Source organism: Candidatus Dormiibacterota bacterium, assembly GCA_035544955.1.
GTDB lineage: Bacteria > Chloroflexota > Dormibacteria > CF-121 > CF-121 > CF-13.
The window spans coordinates 1-19,850 of record DASZZN010000047.1 but is presented as its reverse complement, the minus strand read 5'-3'; the positions used below and the strand labels follow the sequence as shown (position 1 = coordinate 19,850).

Below are 19,850 nucleotides of genomic sequence, written 5' to 3'. Positions count from 1 at the left end.
TTAACTCCCCCCGTTCGGGCAACTTGTTAGCTGCGCGTCCTCGTTGCCAGGGCGTTGCCGAAATGCAACTTGGCGAGGGCCTGCATCTCATCGGGCGAGAAGCCGGTGCTCCGGCCGGACTGGAATTGCCGCTCCACCTCGCGGTGGATGGCGACCACCCGGGGGTCCTCCTTGCGCACCAGGGCGGCGCCCTTCAGCCCCAGCGTGGTGTTGATCCAATAGGCGATCCCGGCCAGCCCCGAACGGTCGTTGACGGTGATCCCGAGGGGCCGGTCGAGGATGCGCGCCGTGTCGAAGATGTTGTAGATCTCCTCGTTCTTCAGCAGGCCGTCGGCATGGATGCCGGCGCTGGTGACGTTGAAGCCGGCCCCCGCGAACGGATAGTTCGCCGGCAGCGGCGTTAAGAGATGATCGCGGAAATAGGCCGCCGCCCGGGTAATCGCCGTGGGATCGACCCCGGGCGTCTCCCCGCGCAATCCGATGTGATCGATGACCAGCGCCTCGAGCGGCGGGTTGCCGGTCCGCTCGCCGAAGCCGAACATCGAACCATTTGCCGCCGCGCAGCCATAGAGCCAGGCGGCCACGGTGTTGACTTCGCCTCGATGGAAGTCGTTGTGGCCATGCCATTCCAGATGCTCGGGCGCGACGCCGAGCGTGCCCGTGAAGAACTGCACCAGCCGGGGCACACCTCGCGGCAGGGACGCTTCCGGCCAGGGAAGCCCGAACCCCATCGTGTCGCAAAGCCGGAATTTGACCGGCACCCCGGCCCGCCGGCCCAGCTCCTGCAGCGAGGCGACCAGCGGCGCCACGAAGCCCTCCAGGTCGGCGCGAGTCAGGTCCTCGAGATGGCATCGCGGACGGAGGCCGGCATCGATCACGGACGCCACAACCCGCGCGTAGTCCTCGGCCGCCTGCCGGCGCGTGCGGTTCATCTTCAGGTAGATGTGGTAGTCGGAGGCGGACAGCAGGATGCCGGTTTCCTTGACGCCGGTTGCCTTGACGGCCTTGAGATCGTCGAGCGACGCGCGCATCCAGGTGGTGACCTCCGGGCCCGGCAGCTGCTGGCAGGCCGCGATTGCTTCCCGGTCGACGGGCGTGTAGGCGAAGAACTCGGTCTGACGGATCACCGGCCCACCCAGCTGGTGCACCAGGTCGTAGAGGTGGGTGATCTGCTCGACGGTGTACGGAGCGCGCGCCTGCTGGCCGTCGCGAAAGGTCGTATCCGTCATCCAGATGTCAGCCGGCATCGCCTGCGGGACGCCATTCGCCTCGAAGCGGATCGGCGGAATGCGGCTGTAGGGAAAGTCATCGCGCAGCAGATTGGGCTCGGCGCGATCCAGCACGTCCCAATTGTATGCATATGTTGATTTGCATTGCAATCTATTGACTGTAACGATCAACTCACGTAGGCTTGAGTAAACGTGATCGAGGTCCACGGGGAGCCCTACTTGAGCGCGGCCGAGGCGTGCGAACTGCTGGGCGTCAAGCCAGCGACGCTCTACGCCTATGTCAGCCGGGGCGTCCTACAGAGTTACCGCCAGGGCATTAAGCGTGCGCGCCTCTACCGGAGGGCCGACCTGCAGCGGGTCCTGCACCTGCGCCCGAGCCGGGGCCACCGAGCCCTCCCCCATTCGGCCGACTGGATGGGCGACCCTTAGGCCGTCACCATGTGGGTCGCGCCGCAGATACGGCACTTCTCTTCGCGCTGACCACCCTCGGTCTTCCCTGTGGCCTTCCACGGCCATCCTGACTTCTTGACGTGGCAAATGCACGGCTTTTCCTTCGTCGCTGGCTCTCCCATGGTCTCTCCCCTTTCCCGTAGAATCCGCGGTTACCGAAACGTGCTGTAATCCAGCTCAAACGAGTACACGCAGATAAAGCCTGATTGTCAAGTCATCGAAGCTGAGCGATACGAGGTTTTTGAGCGGATGCACTACGTCTGCTTCCACTATGAGTTCGAGCACGATCCGGTTGATCCTGACGAGGAGTGCGGCGCTGGGGGATGCCCATCGCGCGCCGTCCGACCCCGGCCAGAGCGCCGACCTGCTGCTGAGCCACCGCGCGAATAGGCGGGCGGCAACTCAACGAAACGTGCTGTAGTCCAGCTCCTTCTTGCGCTCGAACGCTTCCTCGCGCGTGTCGAATGTCTGGAAATGGCCGCGTCCGTGCAGCACGTAGATCCCATCGACGTCGTCACGCGTGACCTTCAAGTCGGGAAGATCGATGTTGTAGACCTGGCCCGAATCAGTCGCGCGAAGACGGGGGGCTGCCATGGGCGGATTGTATCGCCGCCGCCGGCCGGTTAGGCGACCGTGACCTCGTCCATCAGGTAGACGTCTTGCACGGCATTCAGCAGCTGAATGCCTTCGCTCATCGGCCGCATGAAAGCCTTGCGCCCCGTAATGAGGCCGGTGCCGCCCGCACGCTTGTTGATCACGGCCGTCTTGACCGCTTCCTTCAGATCGCTCTCCCCTGACGAGGCGCCACCCGAATTGATGAGGCCACTGCGGCCCATGTAGCAGTTCGCGACCTGGTAGCGCGTCAGGTCGATCGGATGATCCGTCGTGAGCTTGTCGTAGACGGCCTTGGCCGTCTTGCCGAACTTCAGGACCTCGAAACCCCGATTCGTCTCGGGCAGCTTCTGCTTGATGATGTCGGCCTCGATGGTGACCCCCATGTGGTTCGCCTGTCCGGTGAGATCGGCCGCCACTTCGTAATTGACCCCGTCCTTGATGAACGCGGGATTGCGCACATAGCACCAGAGCACGGTCGCCATCCCCAACTCGTGCGCCTCGTGGAAGGCGGCGGAGATCTCCTGGATCTGCCGGTCCGACTCCGGTGATCCGAAGTAGATCGTGGCACCGAGCGCGACCGCCCCGAGCTCCCAGGCCTCTTTCACGGTCCCGAAGCGAATCTGATCGTACTTATTGGGGTACGTGAGCAGCTCGTTGTGATTGATCTTGCAGATGAAGGGGATCTTGTGCGCGTACTTGCGCGCGACCGAACCGAGGACGCCGAACGTCGACGCCACCGCGTTGCAGCCGCCCTCGATCGCCAGCTCGACGATCTTCTCGCCGTCGAAGTACGCGGGGTTCGCGGCGAAGGACGCCCCGGCCGAGTGCTCGATGCCCTGGTCGACCGGCAGGATCGAGAGATAGCCCGTGCCCGCCAGACGGCCGTGGTCGAAGAGCGACTCCAGGCTGCGCAGCACGCGCGTCGGACGATCGCTGGTCGAGAAGATCCGCGTGATGAACTCCGGCCCAGGGAGGTGGAGCTGCGACTTCGGGATCGTCTTGCACTCGTGCTCGAGCAAGTCCTGGGCGTCATTTCCGAGGATCGACTCGAGCTTGCTGAGCGACGTCGCGGTGGCAGTGGCCATCTGTTCCTCCTTTTGCGAGGTCTGCCTTTCAGTTTAGGCCTTGGCTCGCTCCTAAACTGAGTCCTGATGGTGGCGCGGTGAGCGGTCGGGTTGCGCGCCTCATCCTCATCGGGGTGGCCACCGGTTTGGCCAGCGGCCTGCTGGGTGTCGGCGGCGGCTTCGTGATGGTGCCGGCCCTGGTCATGCTGGGCACGCCGCAGCGCGAAGCCAATGGCACGTCGCTGGCCGTCATCTTGCCGGTGGCGATCGTCGGCGCCAGCATCCTCGGACACGGCCACCAGGTCGACCTCGAGGTGGGCATCGCGCTCGCCATCGGGGCTGTGGGCGGTGCGGTGGTCGGCGCCCGCCTCACCCGTCGCTTGTCCGACCTGGTCCTGCGCCGGGCCTTCGGCATCATGGCCCTCGCCGTCGGCATCATCATGATCGCCGACGCAGCGCTCCGCGCGGTGGGCGGCAGCGTCAACCTCACCGCGGGTTTCCATCCAACCGGGATCTCGCTCTGGGTCATGGCCCTCGTCGTCGGCGCCGTCGCCGGCGTGCTGAGCGGCCTGCTCGGCATCGGAGGCGGGGCCGTGATGGTGCCGGCGATGACGTTGCTCATCGGGCTGAGCCAGCACGTGGCGCAGGGAACGTCGCTGCTCGTGATCATCCCGACGGCGATCTCGGGTTCGATCACGCACTTTCGGATGGGCAACATCCGGCTCCAAACCGCCGGCTGGCTGTCGGTCGGCGGCGTGCTCGGCGCTGTGGCCGGCGCCCTGCTGGCGCTGGCCAGCCCGGACCAACTCCTGCGCTTTCTGTTTGGCGCCTATCTCGCCTTCACGGGGGTTCGCATGCTGCAGGCGCCGAAGACGAAAGTCACGCAGCCTACAATGGCGAGTCGATGAGCCTGGTCGACTGGTCGATCATCATCATGGGGGGCTGGACGGTGGCCATGATCGCCACCGGGTTGGTTATGGCGCTGCGCCCCGGCGCCGGCGAGCTGCAATACGACGCGTCGGTGACCGAACCCCTCGTGCTACGGCAGGCCGCGGGCGTGATGCCACGCCGGGCCTGGGGTTTTCGCCCACCAGTCCACCACTCCCAGTACGACCCTGCGCCCTGGCAGGTGCAGCCGCCGCAACCCGACGAGCACAGCTTCGACATCGTGGAGCGCGCGACCGACATCAAACGCGAACTTGGCAGTGAGCACCCGCCCTGGGAGCGGCTCGACCGCCAGGGTCTCTAGCGCTTACTCGCCGAGTTCGCGGCTGACTCGGTCGAGCACGTCGAGCATCCGCCGCGAGGTGGCGTGCAGGCTCTCCTGGAGCAAGGTCAACGCATGGTGCGCATCGGCGAGGACATCGGCTTCGCCGGTTAGGTCATCCGGCGTCTGCGCAAAGCGGGGCAGCACGTCCTCGAAGAGCAGCTGGAAGCGCTGCTCCGCGAGCGCCAGGCAGGTCGCCAGGGTGACGATCTGGTCCTCCACCTGCGGATCGAGACCGCGGAGCGCCCGCCAGGCGGGCTCGGGAACCGCGCTGCTGCTGGGTGGCGATGCCCCTGCCATCTCGACCATCATGCTAATGCGCGAATGATCGCTACCGCCGCCGACGGGACGCGCCTGCACTACATCGTTGAGGGAAGTGGTCCGCCGCTGGTGCTGGTCGGCGGACGGACCTCGACCATCGATGGGGCCTGGTGGCGCTACGTCCCGGCGCTGAAGCCGCGCTTCAAAGTGATCGCGCTCGACAATCGCGGCACCGGGGCTTCCGACAAACCGGACACGCCGTACAGCACCGGATTGATGGCAGAGGACGCGCTAACGGTGCTGCGCGATGCCGGCGAAACGTCGGCGCATTGGTTTGGGCTGTCGATGGGCGGGATGATTTTGCAGCAGCTCGCCATCGCGCATCCCGACGCCGTGCGCAGCCTGATCCTGGGTGCGACCCATTGCGGCGGCGAGCGCCCGCCGGTCGCCGACGCGCCGGCGGTCGAGGGTCCGCTGCGCCGCTATGCCAATCTCTACGACGCGCGCTTCATCGCCGAACATCCAGACTGGGTCCAGCAAGACGCCGCGCATTTCGGCAAGATGCCGCTGCACGCCATCGTTCGCCAGGACCAGGCGGTCAAGCGACACGACCTCTGCGACCGGCTGAGTGCAATCCGCCAACCGGTATTGATCATCCAGGGGCGGCAGGACCGAATGGTGCCGCTCGCCCGCGCCGAAGAGCTGCAGCGGGGACTGCCGAACGCCCGACTCCAGGTACTGGACCCGGGCGGCCACCAGGTTCACTCGGAGCAATTCTCGACAGTGCTGCGCCTCGTGGAGGACTTCGTCGAGGAGGTCGAGCGGCAGCGAGCTTAGGCGGCCCTCCAGGTCACCAGCTCGCGGCTGACCTGCTTGTGCAGCCGGCCCTCGACCGCGAGCGATTGACAGTGCGCCAGCGTTTCCTGCAGCGCGAGGCGCTGCTGGAAGACGTTGCGCTGCATGATGCCCTGGAACAAGTCGGCCGCCAGCTGCCAGCCCGATTTCGGAGCGCCAGTGGCGAGGCGGACCAGCGCGGCCTTGCGCGCCTCATGGTGCTCGACGATTTCCTTGATGCGGCTGCGGTGATCAAAAAAGGGATCGCCATGCGCGGGCAGAACGGTTTCAACGTCGAGGCGGCGGACGCGCTCCAGCGACGCGATGTAATCGTCAAGCGGGTCCGCGCCGGATTGCGGGTGTAAGCCGATGTTGGGGCTGATCTTCGGCAGCAAATGATCGCCCGACAGGAGCACGCGGCGCGCCGGCCAGTAGAAACAACAGTGGCCCGGCGAATGGCCCGGTGTCCAGATGACTTCGAGCTCGCTATCGTCGATGGGCAGCCGCTCCGCACCTTCGAGCAGGGTGTCCGGTTCGACGACCGACACGTATTCACGGGCGCCCATCGATGCGCTCTTGAGGAACTCCGCGTCCTCCTCAGGGACTCCGTTGAGGCTCAGCCACTTGCCAACGTCGTACACCAGGTCTTCGGCGCGCGCATAGCGAGGTTCCATCAGCGCAACTTCCAAGCGATGAATGATGAGCTCGGCGCCGGATCGATCACGCAGCTCCCCGGCAAGGCCGAAGTGATCCGGGTGGATGTGTGTGATCAAAATGCGATTGATCCGCCGGACAGCGACTTTTAGTTCGGCCAGCTTCTGGTTCAGGGCCTGTCGGGATTCATCGGTCTGCAGGCCCGTGTCGATCAGGGTAAAGGCGTCGCCGTCGCGCAGTAAGTAAACGTTCACATGCTTCAGCTCGAACGGCATGGGGAGTTCTAGCCGAAAAATGCCGGGCGCGACTTCCACTGACCGGTAACGGTACTCGACTCAGGCGGCGGTTTGGACGGGCTCGTCCGGCCGGCTGGGCACCAGCTTCTGGCCCTGGTCCTTGGTTGGCAGTGGCAGATGCACCGTGTCGGTTGCGATCAGGTCGAGGAAGGCGTCGACCACCCGCGGGTCGAAGTGGCTCCCGCGACCGGCTTTGATCTCTTCGAGCGCCTTGTTGAGGCCAAGCGACGGGCGGTAGATCCGGTCGGCCACCATCGCCTCGAAGGCATCGGCGACCGAGATGATGCGCGACCCCAGCGGAATGTCCTCGCCTTTGAGGCCCTTCGGGTAGCCGGTGCCGTCAAATTTTTCGTGGTGGTGCCGGATCAGTGGGGCGACATGGTGCAGGCCCTCGACCGGACCGATGATGTCGGCGCCGATCTGAGGATGACGCCGCATCCACGCCATTTCGTCTTCGGTGAGCGCCATCGATTGCCGGAGGATCCGGTCCGGGATCCCGATCTTGCCGACGTCATGGAGAATCGCGCCCAGACGGACCGCGGCCGCCTCGTCGCGCGACAGGCCCATCCGCTCAGCGCAGGCGCCCGCCAGCTTGGCCAGCCGCTCCGAGTGCCCACGGGTGTAGCTGTCTTTCGCCTCGATGGCGTTGGCCAGCGCCATGTTGACCTCGGTCATCAGCTTGGCCTCAACGTCACGACGGGTCACGAGCTCCTGGTGGGCCGATACGGCGCGCGCCATCACCGAGCCGACCACGGCCACGACCACGAAGAGGAACAGCCGTTGCAGGATGATCGATCGCTCGTCCGAGACGGTGGCGAGGTATGTGCCGTTCTGCAGCGGTGCGACGGCGCCCGCTGTCAGGTAGAGCACGGCGACCAGCAGCGCGCAGAGCACGGAGCCGCCGGCCCCGAACCGCAGTGCGGATACGGTGATGACGAGGAAGAAGAGCACGGCGAAGGGGCTCTGGTAGCCGCCGGAGGCGTAGGTGATCATCGTCGCCACCAGCATGTCGACCGCGGTAGTCGTGTAGCTGAAGGCTCGCCCCGGACGTTGATGCAAGAACAGCAGCAGCACCGTGCTCAGGCATACGACGCCCCAGGCTGCGAGGATGGCGTTGATCCGGCCCTGGTCGTAGCCGGGTGCCGGGTTGAGGTTGTTGAGGATGACGGCGAAGATCAGCAGCGTCCACCGAAAGAGTCCGGTGAGCCGCTCATTGCTGAGGTTGATCAGACTCTCGGCCGGGTCCTGGGAGCGCTGCCGGCCCTTGCGCGACGCATTGCGGGCGGCGGCCATTGCCGAAATTATCAGGCCGCTCTGTGACGGAGAGCGTTACAAACCGGTCGCATTCCATGGCGCGGTCTGACCAACCTAGGCCGGCAGGCGCACGCCCAGAAAATCCGACAGCACCTGCCTGACGTCCTGGAAGCGGAGGAAGGCGGTGTCGGCCTCGGCCAGGGCTCGATCAACCGCGTCAAAGCCATCCCTGAGCGGGCCCGCCAAACCGGTGGTATTGACCTGCGCCCGTTCGGCGTGCGCCGCGCGCAGTTGCTGGCCGATCGCCTGTGTCGACGCGCTGTAGTCCCGGGCGATGCCCTGCGCCTGCTGAAGCACGACCTGGAGGTCTTCAGGGGTAAGCGTCCGTCCGGCATATTGTTGCTTCAGGATCGCCACCTGGATCGCCACCGCCGCGGCAGCCTGTCCAGCCCGGCTCATATCGGCGCCGATGGCCGCCAGGTGCGCCGTCGCATCGAGGTTGCGTCCCGCAGCCGGGACCACGCTCGCCGCGCGCAGCGCCGGGTCAGTGCGGGCTCGCCGGCCGGCGTCACTGAAGTCCCGCTCAGCCTGCACCAGCTGGTCTGCTACGACCCGCAGTTGCCCCGGATCGGCGGACTGGACGGCCGCGCTCATGCCGGCCTGGGCTGCCACCAGCTCCTGTCGGCCGCTGTCCAGGTGCTGGTAGACGGCGGTGCCGGCGTAGCCGGTGTAACCCACCACCGCCAGCAGCGCCAGCACGATGACCGCGATCACCGCGCCGCGGCCGTGGGCCTTCATGCCCCCACCCTACCCTCCGCCGCAAGCTGGGGGAGGCAACCACAAAAAAGCGGGCGCCCGGGGCGCCCGCTCTCAATTGCCTGGACTTGGCTCAGGCCGCCGCCCGATTACCGGTCACCAACCGGACCAGGAACAGCAGGATCACGGCGCCGATGAATGCAGCGATGAAGCTGATGATCAGTCCGCCGCTGGTCACACCGAGCAACGTCGAGAACAGCCACCCGCCGAGGAACGCGCCGATGACGCCGACAACGACATCCATGAGCACTCCGTACCCGTGGCCGCTTACGACCCGCCCGGCCAGGGCGCCCGCGATACCGCCGATGATCAGAAACACGATGAGATGCATGCGTTCTTCCTCCTGCCTGTGAAAGTTGGTACTGACATACTTTGTACCCGATTTGTACCTAATATGTCAATCCCGCTATCACAAAAGGGGTTAGGGATCAGCCGGCGAGCTGCTGGTCGAGGGTCGACAGAGCCCGGCTTTCGCCTGGCACCCCGGCGAAGAGATCCCGTTCCAGGACCCCGGTAACCCAGGGATCAGGAAAGGCTCGAACAAATAGTTCGGCTGACCCGCCGGCTCCTCCAGCGATCGACGTCGTCACGCTCACCAGCGGGCTGCTGGTCGACGTCCGGTAATAGAGCTTGGCCGGCAAGGCCGCGGATCCGCCGGCGGTACGGCGCACGCGTGAGAAAGCCCAGGCCGTGGCATCTCTGACGGCCGGCTGTGTGCCATCGGCGACCACCACGTGTGGGCGGACGCTGGCCATGACGTCGGCCAGGAGGTCCTCGAGCACGGCCGCGGTCAACTCGCTCGGCGCATAGTCGAGCAGCAGGAGGTCACGCACGCCCAGCCGGCGCAGCGCCGGCAGGTGGTCCACTCCTTGCCAGTCCCGAGCACCGGCACAGACCAGGGTCACAGCGGTGCCCGAGGCCGCATAGTGGGCGAACGCGGTTCCGCAGAAGTCGGCGGCCTGGTGTGGATCCGCCACGACGCCCAGCAGTCGAAAGGGCACATCGGATAATCGAGCCGGCACGCCGATTCTTTCAAGGGGCCCCGCTCCGGCGTGAAAAGCGGAGAGAAAAGGGGCCCCTCCGGCGTGAAAAAGGCGGGAGAAAAGGGGCCCCGCTCCGGCGTGAAAAAGCGGGAGAAAAGGGGCCCCGCTCCGGCGTGAAAAAGCGGGGAGAAAATACCGGCTTGCTTAAACGGCGGCGCGGGCGCTGGAAAGCAGGCGGTCATAGGCGTGCTTGAGCTGCGGGTAGCGCAAGAAGATCAGGTGGGCAAATTCCTGGGTTAGCGCTCGTGGCGGCCGGACCAGCCGCATGCCTGCCTCGCTCAGCAAACGATTGCCCTTCCGCCCGTTGCAGCGCCGGCAGGCGATTACCTGGTTCTCCCAGCTGTTGGCGGCACCCCCACGCGAGGTTGGCACGACGTGATCGACGGAGAGCTGCGAGGACGGCATCCCTTTGCCGCAGTACTGGCAGGTGCCATCGTCGCGCAGGAGGAGGTTTCGCCGGTTCGCCCGCAGCAAGCGCCTGGGGATCTGGATGTTGGACAGCAGCCGGACGATGACAACGTCCTGACCAAAGCAACGCCGCGCCATTGCTTGCTCGACCGCCTGCCGGGCAACATCGTCAATGAAGGTGACGCGCTGCTTGGTCAGCAGGACGACCAGCCGCCGCTTACTGATCACGTTCAGCGGCTGAAGTGAGGCGTTTAGCAGTAGGACGAGTTCGAACGACCTCCTGTTGTCGGGTTTCCGCCCTCGGGCGCCACTAATATAACGGAGTTCGTTCGCGCAGTTTTCGCCTCTTCTAGCTGGCGGCCTTGACCCGCCGGTCGATCGGGACGTAGGCGACGTCCTTCTCCCCCAGGTACTCGGCCCGCGGCCGGATCAGGCGGTTGTCGGCGTACTGCTCGAGCACATGCGCCGACCAGCCCGCCACCCGGCTGACGGCGAAGACCGGCGTGAACATGTCGATCGGAATCCCCATGGTGAAGTAACAGGACGCCGAGTAGAAGTCGACGTTGGCATAGAGGTGTTTCTTCTGCATCACCACCTCCTCGAGCTTGCGCGAAATCTCGTACCAGCGAAGGTTGCCGATGTGTTCTCCGAGCTCTCGCGACATCTCCCGCAAGTGAGTGGCCCGCGGGTCTTCGGTGCGGTACACGCGATGGCCGAAGCCTGAGATCTTCTGATGCGCGGCGAGCCGCTCGGTGACATAGGCCTCGACGTGAGACGGTTCGCCGAGTTTTTGCAGCATCTTCATCACCTGCTCGTTGGCGCCGCCGTGCAGGGGACCCGCCAGCGCGCCAATCGCCGACACGATCGCCGAATACATGTCGGCCAGGGTGGCCGCGGTCACCCGCGCGGCAAACGTTGACGCGTTGAGCTCGTGATCCGCGTGAAGGATAAGGGCCAGGTCCATCGCCCGGACATAGAGCGGATCAGGCTCCGCGCCGAAGAGCATCCGCAGAAAATTTTCCGCGTGGCTCCCATCAGGTTCCGGGTCGACGGGCTTGCGGCCCCGCCGGATCTGTTCGTACGCCGCGATGATCGTCGCCGTTTGCGCGGTCACTCGCATGGCTTTCGCCACGTTCGCCTCGCGGGACGCGTCGTGCGCCTGCGGATCGTAGAAGGCCAGCGCCGAGAGGGCGGTCCGCAGCGCGTCCATCGGGGTCGCGCTCCGCGGAAAGTCGTTCATCAGCGTCAGGATCTGGGTGGGGAGCGCTCGGTGTGACGCCAGCTGGGCGCTGAACTGATGCAGCGCCTCGCGGGTCGGCAGTGATCCGAACCACAGCAGGTAGGTCGTTTCCTCGAAGGAGGAGTTCCGGGCCAGGTCGTGGATGTCGATGCCCCGATAGGTCAGCTTGCCCTGCGCACCGATGATGTCGCAGATCGCGGAGTTCGCCGCAATGACATCCTCGAGGCCGGCTTTGGTTGTCGACATACGAGCCAAGTATAGGAACCGGTCATAGACTTAATGCGCGGTGCGCGAGTGAGCTGGAAGTCAGCCGTCAAGGATTCGGGCAAGGGCTACTACACGCTGCACGCGCAGGAGATCGGATCCGTCCCGGTACGGCTGTTCCTCACGCCCAATCTGCTCGACCAGGTCGAGGAGTCGATCTATCCGCAGATCGTGAACGCCGCCAGCTTTCCCGGTGTCAAGCTGGTCGCGATCACGCCCGACGTGCACCACGGCTACGGGGTGCCCATCGGCACGGTGCTCCTGACGGACGCGGAGACCGGTGCCGTGGCCATGGGTCCCGTGGGATTTGACATTTGCTGCGGAATGATGTCCGCCTCCAGCGATGTGCCGCTGAGCGCCGCGACGCCCGACAATCGGCTGCGGTTCAATCGGGAGGTCACGCGGCGCGTGGCGCTTGGACCCGGCAAGGTCAGCCGTACGCCGCTCAAGAGCCTGACGCAGAAGCAATTCGAAGCGATCATCCGCGGCGGCGCCGCCTACTACGCGGAGCGCTATGGCGAGCGGGTGGACCGAACGCGCACCGAGCGTGACCGGCTCCCCGTCGATGACTCGTGGCAGCCACCCTGGGGCGGTCAGGGACGCCCCGAGCGCGGCGTTCCCCAGCTCGGCACCTTGGGCGGCGGCAACCACTTCATCGAACTACAAGTCAACCTGGGCACCGACACGCTATACGTCCAACTGCACTCCGGCAGCCGCGGCTTTGGCCACGGGCTGGCGACGAACTATTTCCACCTCGCAAAAGGGGAAAACCCGGCCATCAAGGCGCTCGACCTTGGCTATTTCACGCCAGAGTCAGCGCACTACCGCGATTATCTGAACGCGGTGGCGGCCGGCGGGAACTTCGCCATCGTGAACCGGCTTGTCATGTTCGAGCAGATCTCGATGGCATTCGAGGAGGTCTTTGGCAAACCACTTTCGCTTGTCTACGAAATCAGCCACAACCTCGTCCAGCGCGAGCACCATCCCGAGTTCGGTTGGGTCCACGTGCACCGCAAGGGCGCAACGCGCGCGTTTCCAGCCGGCTACGACGACCCGCAGGCCGGACACCCGATTCTCATCCCGGGAAGCAACCGGGACTCGAGCTTCATCCTCCGGGCGGCGGATCAGGCCCATGCGAGTGGCTATAGCGTCAACCACGGGTCCGGCCGCCGTATGTCGCGCAACGCCGCCAAGAAGGTCTTGAAACAGGACGTCGTCAATACGGCCTATCGCGAAGCGGGCATCGTCGTGAACACCGACGGCGTGGTCCCCATCGACGAGTCAAAGGACTGCTACAAATCGTCTCGCGAGGTCGTCGAAGCCGTCACCCGGGCGGGTCTTGCGACGATCGAGCATGAGCTGCGGCCCCTGGCGTCGATCAAAGGAACGGAATGATCAGGGCGACAGCGAAACCGTCTGCGATTCTGATAACAGGCCACCACCGCTGACCGTCATCGTGATCGACGATTCGGACGTCCGAATCTCGATCGCTCCCGATGAATCCGTCCCGGGCTGCACCAGTTGGAGAATCGCTGTCTTCAAGCTCGACCCGGTCTCGAGGCCCAACCTCTCATTGAAGCCCGAGGCACGCCTGATAACAGGACAGATGATGAACGTGCCGCGGGTCGTCCGCGTCACCTTGGGCGCATCAAGGACGAAGGTCCGGATCACGCGGTCGATCCGGCCCGTGGTGAACTCGGTGTAGTACAGGTTGTCGGCGGAATCGAGGGCGATGCCCTGCGGCTGCTGGATGCCAGTGATGACGCTGACCTGATGACCCTGCGCGTCGAGCTCGTGGATCGCGTTGTCTCCGAGCGTATTGACGAAGATGTGAGCGGCTCGGGCGACAAGGACATCGTCGGGTGTTGGCAAGGTGGCGAATCGATGCCGTGCCGGATCGAGCACCCAGAGCGCGCCACCCTCGTCGGCAACGAAGATTCGCCCGGTCGCGTCGAGGGCGGCCCCGACGGGACGTACCATGCCGCTCGCGATCTGCGTGGCGGTCTTGCCATCGGCGGTGACGCGCCAGACCACACCGTTGGGACTGTCCGGCACGATGACAGTGCCGCCGGTCGCGAGCAGATTGCCCGAGGCATCTCGCTCCGGGAGCACCGGGCCGATGCCGTCGAGGCCGTCGCGTCCTGTCCCGTTCGGAAACCCGTGCCACAGGCTGACGGCGTGCGTTTGCGGATCAATGGCCACGACACGATTGCGGCCCTGCTCCCCGACCAGGATCCGCCCATCGGCTTGCACGACGATCCCTTCCGGCACCGACATGCCGCCGGCGACGAGCTCGATCGCACCGTCGGCCTTCAACACGGAGACCGTTCCAGCGGTGATGTCGCTGAAGAGCAGGCGGCCCTCATTGTCGAAGGCGAGGTCATCCGGCGCCGGCTGATTCCGAAGCAAGACCTCCGGACCCGCCGATGCCAGCGAGGCGGGGCAGGACGCGAGCGCTGGCGTGGTAGAGCTTGCCGTCGCGTTGTGCGTCGGAGACGCCGTGGGAGCCGGCTGACAGGCGCCAACCGCCAGGAAGACGGCCAGCGAAGACAACCAGCGATGACGTTTGACCCGCATGAAAAGCCGGTCTACGATGGCATCGTGCTCAAAGTCATTTCCGCTCCTGAACTCGCCCGCAACCTCGATCCCATTCTTCAGGCTCTGGAGGAAAGCGGCACCTCGTTGATCGTCAAACATCACGATCAGCCCGCGGCCCTGCTGGTCCGCTTCGACGCCTATGTTGCCATGCTGGCGACGATGGATTACTCCGGGTGGGAGCGCTGGATCGAGGAAGTGCGAGCGGCCTTCCCGACATCCGTATTCGCGCCACCACGCCGGCCCAAATCCGTTTTCCCCGCATTCATCGATCCCGAGGACATTGGTTACGCGCCGCAGCACGGGCAGCTTGGCACTGCAGCGGGGCGGCGCCGGCTCGCCGAAGAACTGGGGACGATGGGCATTGGGCTGGACGAGCAGCAGCTGGGATCGGTCTACTCGCTGGTGCTGAGCCTTGCCGAGCGCAAGCGCGTGCTCTATGCCGAGGATCTGAAGCTGGCCGTCGATGAGGCACTCGGCCGAAGCACGCCCGGGCGGTATGCCCTCAAAGACGTCCAGGTGCATTCACAGAGCGGGGTGTCGTGCAACGCGGAGGTCTCCCTCACCGATGACGGCACCGTCAAAACCGGCAGCGCGACCGGGACCGGGACGCTCGATGCAGTCTTTCGCGCTATTCAGGACGTGACTGGTGTGCTGGCGGAGCTCGAAGATTTCAGCCTCGCGGCGGCGACCCAGGGCACGGACGCGCTGGGCGAGGCGGTCGTGACGCTGAGCCAGGGATCGCACGTCGTCATCGGCCGCGCGATGGCACTGGACGTCATCGAGGCGGCAGCGAAGGCCTACGTGAATGCGCTCAATTGGCTGGTGCGAGATAAGAACCCCCACCCAGGCCCTCCCCCGCAAGCGGGAGAGGGAGAAGTGCTGCCGGTGGGGAGAAAAAGCTAGCTCAGCGGCGGCTCGAGGCTGAGTCGATCGTCGGCGGCGCCGCCGACACGTCGACTGCCGATGGCGCCCAGGCCGGCCAGCGCGCGCGCATGGCGATCACGCGCGCCGCGGACGCCTGCACCTGGTCCATCGGGATCGCGCCGCTGCGCACTTGCTGCTTGACCATCTCGATCGCTGACGCCTCGTAGGCGGCGTCAGCGCTGTTCAGCAGCACCAGGTCGTTGCCCGCCACCACCGCGGCGATGGTCGCTTGCGGTAGCCCGTAGAGCGTGGTGATCCCGCCCATGCCAAGGCCGTCGGTCACGATCACGCCCTGGAACTGCAGCTGCTCGCGCAGCAGGCCGGTGACGACCGCACGGGAAAAGAGCGCCGGCGTCCCACTCGGGTCGAGACCGGGAACGACCAGCGAGGTGGTCATCACGGCATCAGCACCCGCATCGATCCCCGCTTTGAAACTGAGCGCCTGGGTCGCGGCCCAGCGTGCGAGGCTCTCAGGGTCGGTTGGCATGGCGCTATGCGGATCACCGGCCGCCCCACCGAGCCCGGGGAAGTGTTTGAGGGTCGCGGCGACCCCTCCGTCGTGCAGGCCGTTGACGGCGGCGGCAACGAGCGGCCCGACCGCGCGCGGATCACTTCCGAACGAGCGGTCGCCGATCACGCCGTCGGCCGGATTCCACCGTAGGTCCGCGACCGGGGCGAGGTCGAGCTGGATGCCGAGCGCGTGAAGGCCGGACGCCGTGGCCGCCACTGCCCCTCGGACGCCGTCCGGACCGCGGGCACCGAGCTCCAGTTCTGAGGGAAGCGCGGCTACACCGTCGTGGATCCGCATCACCCGGCCACCCTCTTCGTCGACCGCGATCAGGAGCGGCGCCGGTAGGCCGGCTTCGCGTCCGAGCCGCTGCAACTCCGTGGTCAACCGGAGAAGACTGGCGGCGTCGGTGAAGTTGTCGCTGAAGATCAGCACCGTGCCCACCTTCTCGTCCAGGATGAGGTGGCGGAGCCCATCGGTGATGTTCGGCCCACCGAAGCTCGCCGCCATCATCTGACCGACGGCCATGTCGACCGTCAAGGGCGCCGGTCGTGGGTCGGGCGTGGCTGATGGCGTCATGGGACTCGGTGACGGGGTCGGCGTGGTCGTCGGGACGACGCGCGCGACCTGGGCGGTTGGGCGCGCCGAGCTTGGGCCTAGCGCGGCCGGAAGCGCCGCCATCACCAGCAATACGATCAGGCCAGGACGGACGAGGTAGCGAGCGGGCCGCAAAAAAGGCCGCCTGCTAGTGCTTGAAGGTGCGCCCTACTAGTGGTTGAAGGACGGGTTCAAGCAGACTGAATAGGAAACTAAAGATCAGCAGGAAGATCAAGTAGACGAAGAAGACGCCCGCGACGACGATCCCGATCAGGAGCCCCTTGGAGAAGCGCTCCATATCGAGCCGCACGACCTTGATCAACAACCCGGCCATCAGCAAGCCGAAGGCGGCGCCGATCGGGTTGGGGAAGCCCAGCAGCGCACCAATGGGAACGGCCAGGTAGCAGGCGAACTCGGGCAGCGTCCGCGGGATCAGCGAACGCCGCGGCGCAATGACGGCGGCGGCGACGGCCGGAGCGGCGAGGTAGCCCTTGCACTTGCCGCACGTCTGGTTCTCGGGCGCGTTGTAGCGGTACCCGCAGTGCGGGCAGGCCTTGAGGGTCATCGCTACCTCAGGCGGCTCCGCGGAGCCGAAGCACTTCCTGCTCCAGCTCGCTGATCCGGTTGTCCCGCTGGACGATCATCTTCTTGTGTTCGGACAGGACTTTCTTGGTGAAGCGGCTGGCCATGTACCAGCGCACCCGATCGACGAGGCTGATGACGAGGACCATCAGCGCGCCGATGGCGGCGCAGGCGAGCATCACGACCCACGTGGGGATGTCCTTGTAGGTAGCGCCAACAACATTGATGACCGCCGGCTGCTGGTTGCCCACCGAAAAGAGGGCGAGCACGATACCGAGCGCCAACGCGACGAGCCACCCGACGATCGCCATGCGCCTGTCACCCCCCAGGTTCGGTCAGCGGTGTCGCACCGACGGGCGAATCTTCGCCCGGCTCGTATAACCGGGCGCGGCGGCGCGAACTTGCGGGCCGATACACTGCGAACTTGATGGCGCTCAGCACGAAATCCGTCTGGAGCAGCCCGGCCGAGCCCGCGCAGCTGCAACCATTCCGTTTTCGCGGTGGAACCCGGGGAATCCTCCTGATCCACGGCTTTGCCGGGACGCCCCCGGAAATGCGCGGCATGGGGCAATTCCTCGCCGCGGGCGGCTACGACGTCATGGGGCCGTTACTCGCCGGACACGGGCTCACGCCCGAGGCGATGGCCGCCACCCGCTGGCCCGACTGGGTCCGCTCCGCCGAGGATGCTCTCGCGGAGCTTCAGCGTGACTGCGCCGACGTGTTCGTCGGCGGCCAGTCGCTGGGCGGCACGCTGGTCCTCCACCTGGCGGCCACCCATCCCGAGGTGCGCGGCGCCTTCACCATGGGGGCGATGAGCTCGCCCGTCTACTTCCGCGATTGGCGGATCAAGGCGATTCGCGGGCTCAAGTACGTGGTGCGCTGGCATGAGCCTGGTGACGATGTCGACCTCGGCGACCCCAGCGCCGTGCGTCTGCTGCATAGCTACGCCCGCCGTCCCACCGTCTGCATCGAGAGCCTGATGTCGCTGCTACGCGTCGTCGACCGGGAGCTGCCGCGCATCGCCATCCCCTCGCTGATCACCCATGGCCGCCGCGATCGGACCGTCGACGTCGCCAACGCGCCGCACATCCTGGCGACCATCGGCTCGGCCGACAAGCGGCTGATCTGGTTCGAGCGCTCGGGCCACGCCATTACCGTCGACCTCGAGCACGACACCCTCTTCGCGACGGTGCTGGATTGGGTGAACGCCCACTGATGGGCGGCTGGCCGGCACAGGAGGCGCGGCGCGCGCCGCATGGCATGATCGCGAGTGTCAACCCGCTGGCGAGTGCGGCGGGCCTCCGGGTGCTGCGCGACGGCGGGAACGCGACGGACGCCGCGATCGCGGCTGGAGCGGTGCTCACCGTGGTCGAGCCGTGGAGCGGTCAGCTGGGGGGCGACGCGTTTCTCCTGGTGGCGGCGGCCGAGCGGGGTACCGTGACGGCGATCAACGGCAGCGGGGCCGCTCCGCACCACGCCACCATCGACCGCTATCTGGCCCTCGGTCGAATTCCCGAGTCGGGCTGGCTGGCGGCCAGCGTCCCGGGCATCGTTGACGCCTGGCAGGTGGCGCTCGAGCGCTTTGGCACGCGGCCGCTGGGCACGCTGCTCGAGGACGCGATCAGGTACGCGCAGACAGGTTTTCCCCTCACGGCCCGGCAAGCGCGCCAGAACGCCGAAATGGCCGCCACCGCCGCCGAGTTCCCCGACACCAGGGCGGTCTTCTTTCCCGATGGGCGGCGGCCCGAGGCCGGTTTTCGGCTTCGGCAACCCGACCTTGCCCGTACGCTGCGGACCATCCAGACGGAAGGAGCGGCGGCGTTCTATCGCGGTCCCATCGCCCGGGCGATCGTGGCAGCCTCCAATCGAGGCGGTGGGCTCTTTTCCGAACGCGACCTGGCCGAGCACCGCACGGACGTCCTCGACGCGATCCAGGCGACGTACCGCGGCTGGACGGTCTTAGAGCAGCCACCGGTGTCCCAGGGGCTGATCGTACTGATCGCGCTCAAGATCCTGGACGGCCTCGATCTGCCCAGCGACCCGGCGGATCGCGTCCACCTCCAGGTGGAGGCCCACAAGCTGGCCCTGAGGGAACGCCTCGAGCACGTTGGGGATCCCGCGTTCTCCCCCACCGCGATCGACCACCTGTTCTCAAAAGAGCGCGGCCATGCCCTGGCGCAGCGGATCGACCGGAGGCGCGCCGCGGCCCTCCAGCACGAAGCGGCCGGCCAAGCGGATACAACCTATCTCTGCGTGGTGGACGAGGCACGCAACGTGGTGTCCTACATCCACAGTCTCTACGCCGGCAACGGCGTGGTGGCGGGCGACACCGGCATTTTGCTCAACAACCGGATGAACTGCTTCAGCCTCGATCCGAATAGCCCCAACCGGCTGGCGCCGGGCAAGCGGCCCGTACACACGCTGAACTCCTGGATGCTGCTGGAGAACGGGAAACCTCAGATTGTCGGCGGTACGCCCGGGTCGTTCTGGCAAGTCCAGACCAACCTGCAGCTCATCACCAACCTGATCGACCTCGGCATGCCCCTTCAGGCCGCACTCGATGCGCCCCGCTGGACGATGGGCGGACAGACCACCTGGTCGGACTCCGGCCTCAGCCTCGAGGCCCGCTTCGGCGATGCCGTCATCGGGTCGCTGCGCGAACGCGGCCATACGGTGCGGGCGATCGGCGACTGGGCCGCGGGGGGAGCGGCCCAGGTCATCCGGATCGAGGACGGGATGCTAACCGGAGGCGGCGATCCGCGACCGGGTACCAGCAGCGTGATCGGCTATTGATGGACCACGTGGGGAAGTGCTTGTCTTTGCGGAGAGCCGATGCTATAAATCGCAGGTAACAGCAGCGGGTCCTCATCCGCATGAACCACGCGCGAACTCTGCATCGAGCATCCGAGGGAGGAAAAATGCCAGCGAAGAAGAAATCCTCGACTA

General features: G+C 66.1%; 24 protein-coding genes. 8 read left to right on the top strand and 16 right to left on the bottom strand.

The window, feature by feature from the left end; all coding sequences use genetic code 11:
* Positions 1-26: 26 nt before the first annotated feature.
* Positions 27-1,343: a 2-isopropylmalate synthase gene (locus VHK65_17100; protein ID HVS07867.1), complete on the bottom strand. Its 1,317-nt coding sequence runs from the start codon at positions 1,341-1,343 to the stop codon at positions 27-29.
* Between the two features lie 78 nt (positions 1,344-1,421).
* Between VHK65_17100 and VHK65_17095 the strand changes: the two genes are divergently transcribed.
* Positions 1,422-1,658: a helix-turn-helix domain-containing protein gene (locus VHK65_17095; GenBank protein ID HVS07866.1), complete on the top strand. Its 237-nt coding sequence runs from the start codon at positions 1,422-1,424 to the stop codon at positions 1,656-1,658.
* Here the strand turns inward: VHK65_17095 and VHK65_17090 are convergent.
* The 3 genes from VHK65_17090 to VHK65_17080 form a co-directional block, all read right to left on the bottom strand.
* Entirely contained in the window at positions 1,655-1,801 is a 147-nt protein-coding gene (locus VHK65_17090) for a hypothetical protein (protein HVS07865.1), read from the bottom strand. The two genes, VHK65_17095 and VHK65_17090, sit on opposite strands and share 4 nt — an antisense overlap.
* Positions 1,802-2,081: 280 nt before the next feature.
* The gene (locus tag VHK65_17085; GenBank protein ID HVS07864.1) at positions 2,082-2,273 is read right to left on the bottom strand and encodes a hypothetical protein; all 192 of its coding nucleotides are present in this window, start codon (positions 2,271-2,273) and stop codon (positions 2,082-2,084) included.
* Between the two features lie 29 nt (positions 2,274-2,302).
* Complete coding sequence (locus VHK65_17080) at positions 2,303-3,379, bottom strand: class I fructose-bisphosphate aldolase (GenBank protein HVS07863.1); 1,077 nt, start codon at positions 3,377-3,379, stop codon at positions 2,303-2,305.
* A 77-nt stretch (positions 3,380-3,456) separates the two neighbouring features.
* On the opposite strand from VHK65_17080, the gene VHK65_17075 reads away from it, so the two are divergent.
* Positions 3,457-4,266: a sulfite exporter TauE/SafE family protein gene (locus tag VHK65_17075; protein ID HVS07862.1), complete on the top strand. Its 810-nt coding sequence runs from the start codon at positions 3,457-3,459 to the stop codon at positions 4,264-4,266.
* Positions 4,263-4,607 (top strand): hypothetical protein, encoded by a 345-nt coding sequence (locus VHK65_17070; protein ID HVS07861.1) that lies wholly within the window; start codon positions 4,263-4,265, stop codon positions 4,605-4,607. Before VHK65_17075 ends, VHK65_17070 begins: the two co-directional genes overlap by 4 nt.
* 3 nt (positions 4,608-4,610) lie before the next feature.
* Here VHK65_17070 and VHK65_17065 read toward each other — a convergent pair whose 3' ends face one another.
* Positions 4,611-4,937 (bottom strand): hypothetical protein, encoded by a 327-nt coding sequence (locus tag VHK65_17065; protein ID HVS07860.1) that lies wholly within the window; start codon positions 4,935-4,937, stop codon positions 4,611-4,613.
* Positions 4,938-4,949: 12 nt separating this feature from the next.
* Here VHK65_17065 and VHK65_17060 point away from each other — a divergent pair, with 12 nt between their 5' ends.
* A complete protein-coding gene (locus VHK65_17060; GenBank protein HVS07859.1) occupies positions 4,950-5,723 on the top strand; it encodes an alpha/beta hydrolase in 774 nt (257 codons plus the stop codon).
* Here VHK65_17060 and VHK65_17055 read toward each other — a convergent pair.
* The 7 genes from VHK65_17055 to VHK65_17025 all read right to left on the bottom strand — a co-directional run bounded on the left by VHK65_17055 (position 5,720) and on the right by VHK65_17025 (position 11,677).
* Positions 5,720-6,688, bottom strand: a complete 969-nt coding sequence (locus VHK65_17055) for an MBL fold metallo-hydrolase (protein HVS07858.1) — start codon at positions 6,686-6,688, stop codon at positions 5,720-5,722. The two genes, VHK65_17060 and VHK65_17055, sit on opposite strands and share 4 nt — an antisense overlap.
* 21 nt (positions 6,689-6,709) lie before the next feature.
* Complete coding sequence (locus VHK65_17050; protein HVS07857.1) at positions 6,710-7,963, bottom strand: HD-GYP domain-containing protein; 1,254 nt, start codon at positions 7,961-7,963, stop codon at positions 6,710-6,712.
* A 75-nt stretch (positions 7,964-8,038) separates the two neighbouring features.
* Positions 8,039-8,722: a hypothetical protein gene (locus tag VHK65_17045; GenBank protein ID HVS07856.1), complete on the bottom strand. Its 684-nt coding sequence runs from the start codon at positions 8,720-8,722 to the stop codon at positions 8,039-8,041.
* 91 nt (positions 8,723-8,813) lie between these two features.
* Entirely contained in the window at positions 8,814-9,071 is a 258-nt protein-coding gene (locus tag VHK65_17040; protein ID HVS07855.1) for a GlsB/YeaQ/YmgE family stress response membrane protein, read from the bottom strand.
* Between the two features lie 97 nt (positions 9,072-9,168).
* Positions 9,169-9,762, bottom strand: coding sequence for a hypothetical protein (locus tag VHK65_17035; GenBank protein ID HVS07854.1), 594 nt, complete (start codon positions 9,760-9,762; stop codon positions 9,169-9,171).
* A gap of 165 nt (positions 9,763-9,927) precedes the next feature.
* Positions 9,928-10,419, bottom strand: a complete 492-nt coding sequence (locus VHK65_17030; GenBank protein HVS07853.1) for an HNH endonuclease — start codon at positions 10,417-10,419, stop codon at positions 9,928-9,930.
* 121 nt (positions 10,420-10,540) lie between these two features.
* Positions 10,541-11,677 carry a citrate synthase gene (locus VHK65_17025; GenBank protein HVS07852.1) on the bottom strand — a complete coding sequence of 379 codons (1,137 nt, stop codon included), beginning with the start codon at positions 11,675-11,677 and terminating at the stop codon, positions 10,541-10,543.
* Between the two features lie 48 nt (positions 11,678-11,725).
* On the opposite strand from VHK65_17025, the gene VHK65_17020 reads away from it, so the two are divergent.
* Positions 11,726-13,090, top strand: coding sequence for an RtcB family protein (locus tag VHK65_17020; GenBank protein HVS07851.1), 1,365 nt, complete (start codon positions 11,726-11,728; stop codon positions 13,088-13,090).
* On the opposite strand, the gene VHK65_17015 is transcribed toward VHK65_17020, so the two are convergent.
* Complete coding sequence (locus VHK65_17015) at positions 13,091-14,272, bottom strand: hypothetical protein (protein ID HVS07850.1); 1,182 nt, start codon at positions 14,270-14,272, stop codon at positions 13,091-13,093.
* Between VHK65_17015 and VHK65_17010 the strand changes: the two genes are divergently transcribed.
* Positions 14,255-15,196, top strand: coding sequence for an alpha-isopropylmalate synthase regulatory domain-containing protein (locus tag VHK65_17010; protein HVS07849.1), 942 nt, complete (start codon positions 14,255-14,257; stop codon positions 15,194-15,196). The two genes, VHK65_17015 and VHK65_17010, sit on opposite strands and share 18 nt — an antisense overlap.
* A 1-nt stretch (position 15,197) precedes the next feature.
* Here the strand turns inward: VHK65_17010 and VHK65_17005 are convergent, their stop codons facing one another.
* From VHK65_17005 to VHK65_16995, 3 genes are all read right to left on the bottom strand, one after another.
* Positions 15,198-16,406: a glycoside hydrolase family 3 N-terminal domain-containing protein gene (locus tag VHK65_17005; GenBank protein HVS07848.1), complete on the bottom strand. Its 1,209-nt coding sequence runs from the start codon at positions 16,404-16,406 to the stop codon at positions 15,198-15,200.
* A 64-nt stretch (positions 16,407-16,470) separates the two neighbouring features.
* Positions 16,471-16,887 carry a hypothetical protein gene (locus tag VHK65_17000; protein ID HVS07847.1) on the bottom strand — a complete coding sequence of 139 codons (417 nt, stop codon included), beginning with the start codon at positions 16,885-16,887 and terminating at the stop codon, positions 16,471-16,473.
* A gap of 7 nt (positions 16,888-16,894) precedes the next feature.
* Positions 16,895-17,215, bottom strand: a complete 321-nt coding sequence (locus tag VHK65_16995; GenBank protein HVS07846.1) for a lipopolysaccharide assembly protein LapA domain-containing protein — start codon at positions 17,213-17,215, stop codon at positions 16,895-16,897.
* A gap of 116 nt (positions 17,216-17,331) precedes the next feature.
* Here VHK65_16995 and VHK65_16990 point away from each other — a divergent pair, with 116 nt between their 5' ends.
* Entirely contained in the window at positions 17,332-18,120 is a 789-nt protein-coding gene (locus VHK65_16990) for an alpha/beta fold hydrolase (GenBank protein HVS07845.1), read from the top strand.
* Positions 18,102-19,697 (top strand): gamma-glutamyltransferase, encoded by a 1,596-nt coding sequence (ggt, locus tag VHK65_16985; protein HVS07844.1) that lies wholly within the window; start codon positions 18,102-18,104, stop codon positions 19,695-19,697. The genes VHK65_16990 and ggt overlap by 19 nt, the downstream gene beginning before the upstream one ends.
* The last annotated feature ends 153 nt before the right edge of the window (positions 19,698-19,850 follow it).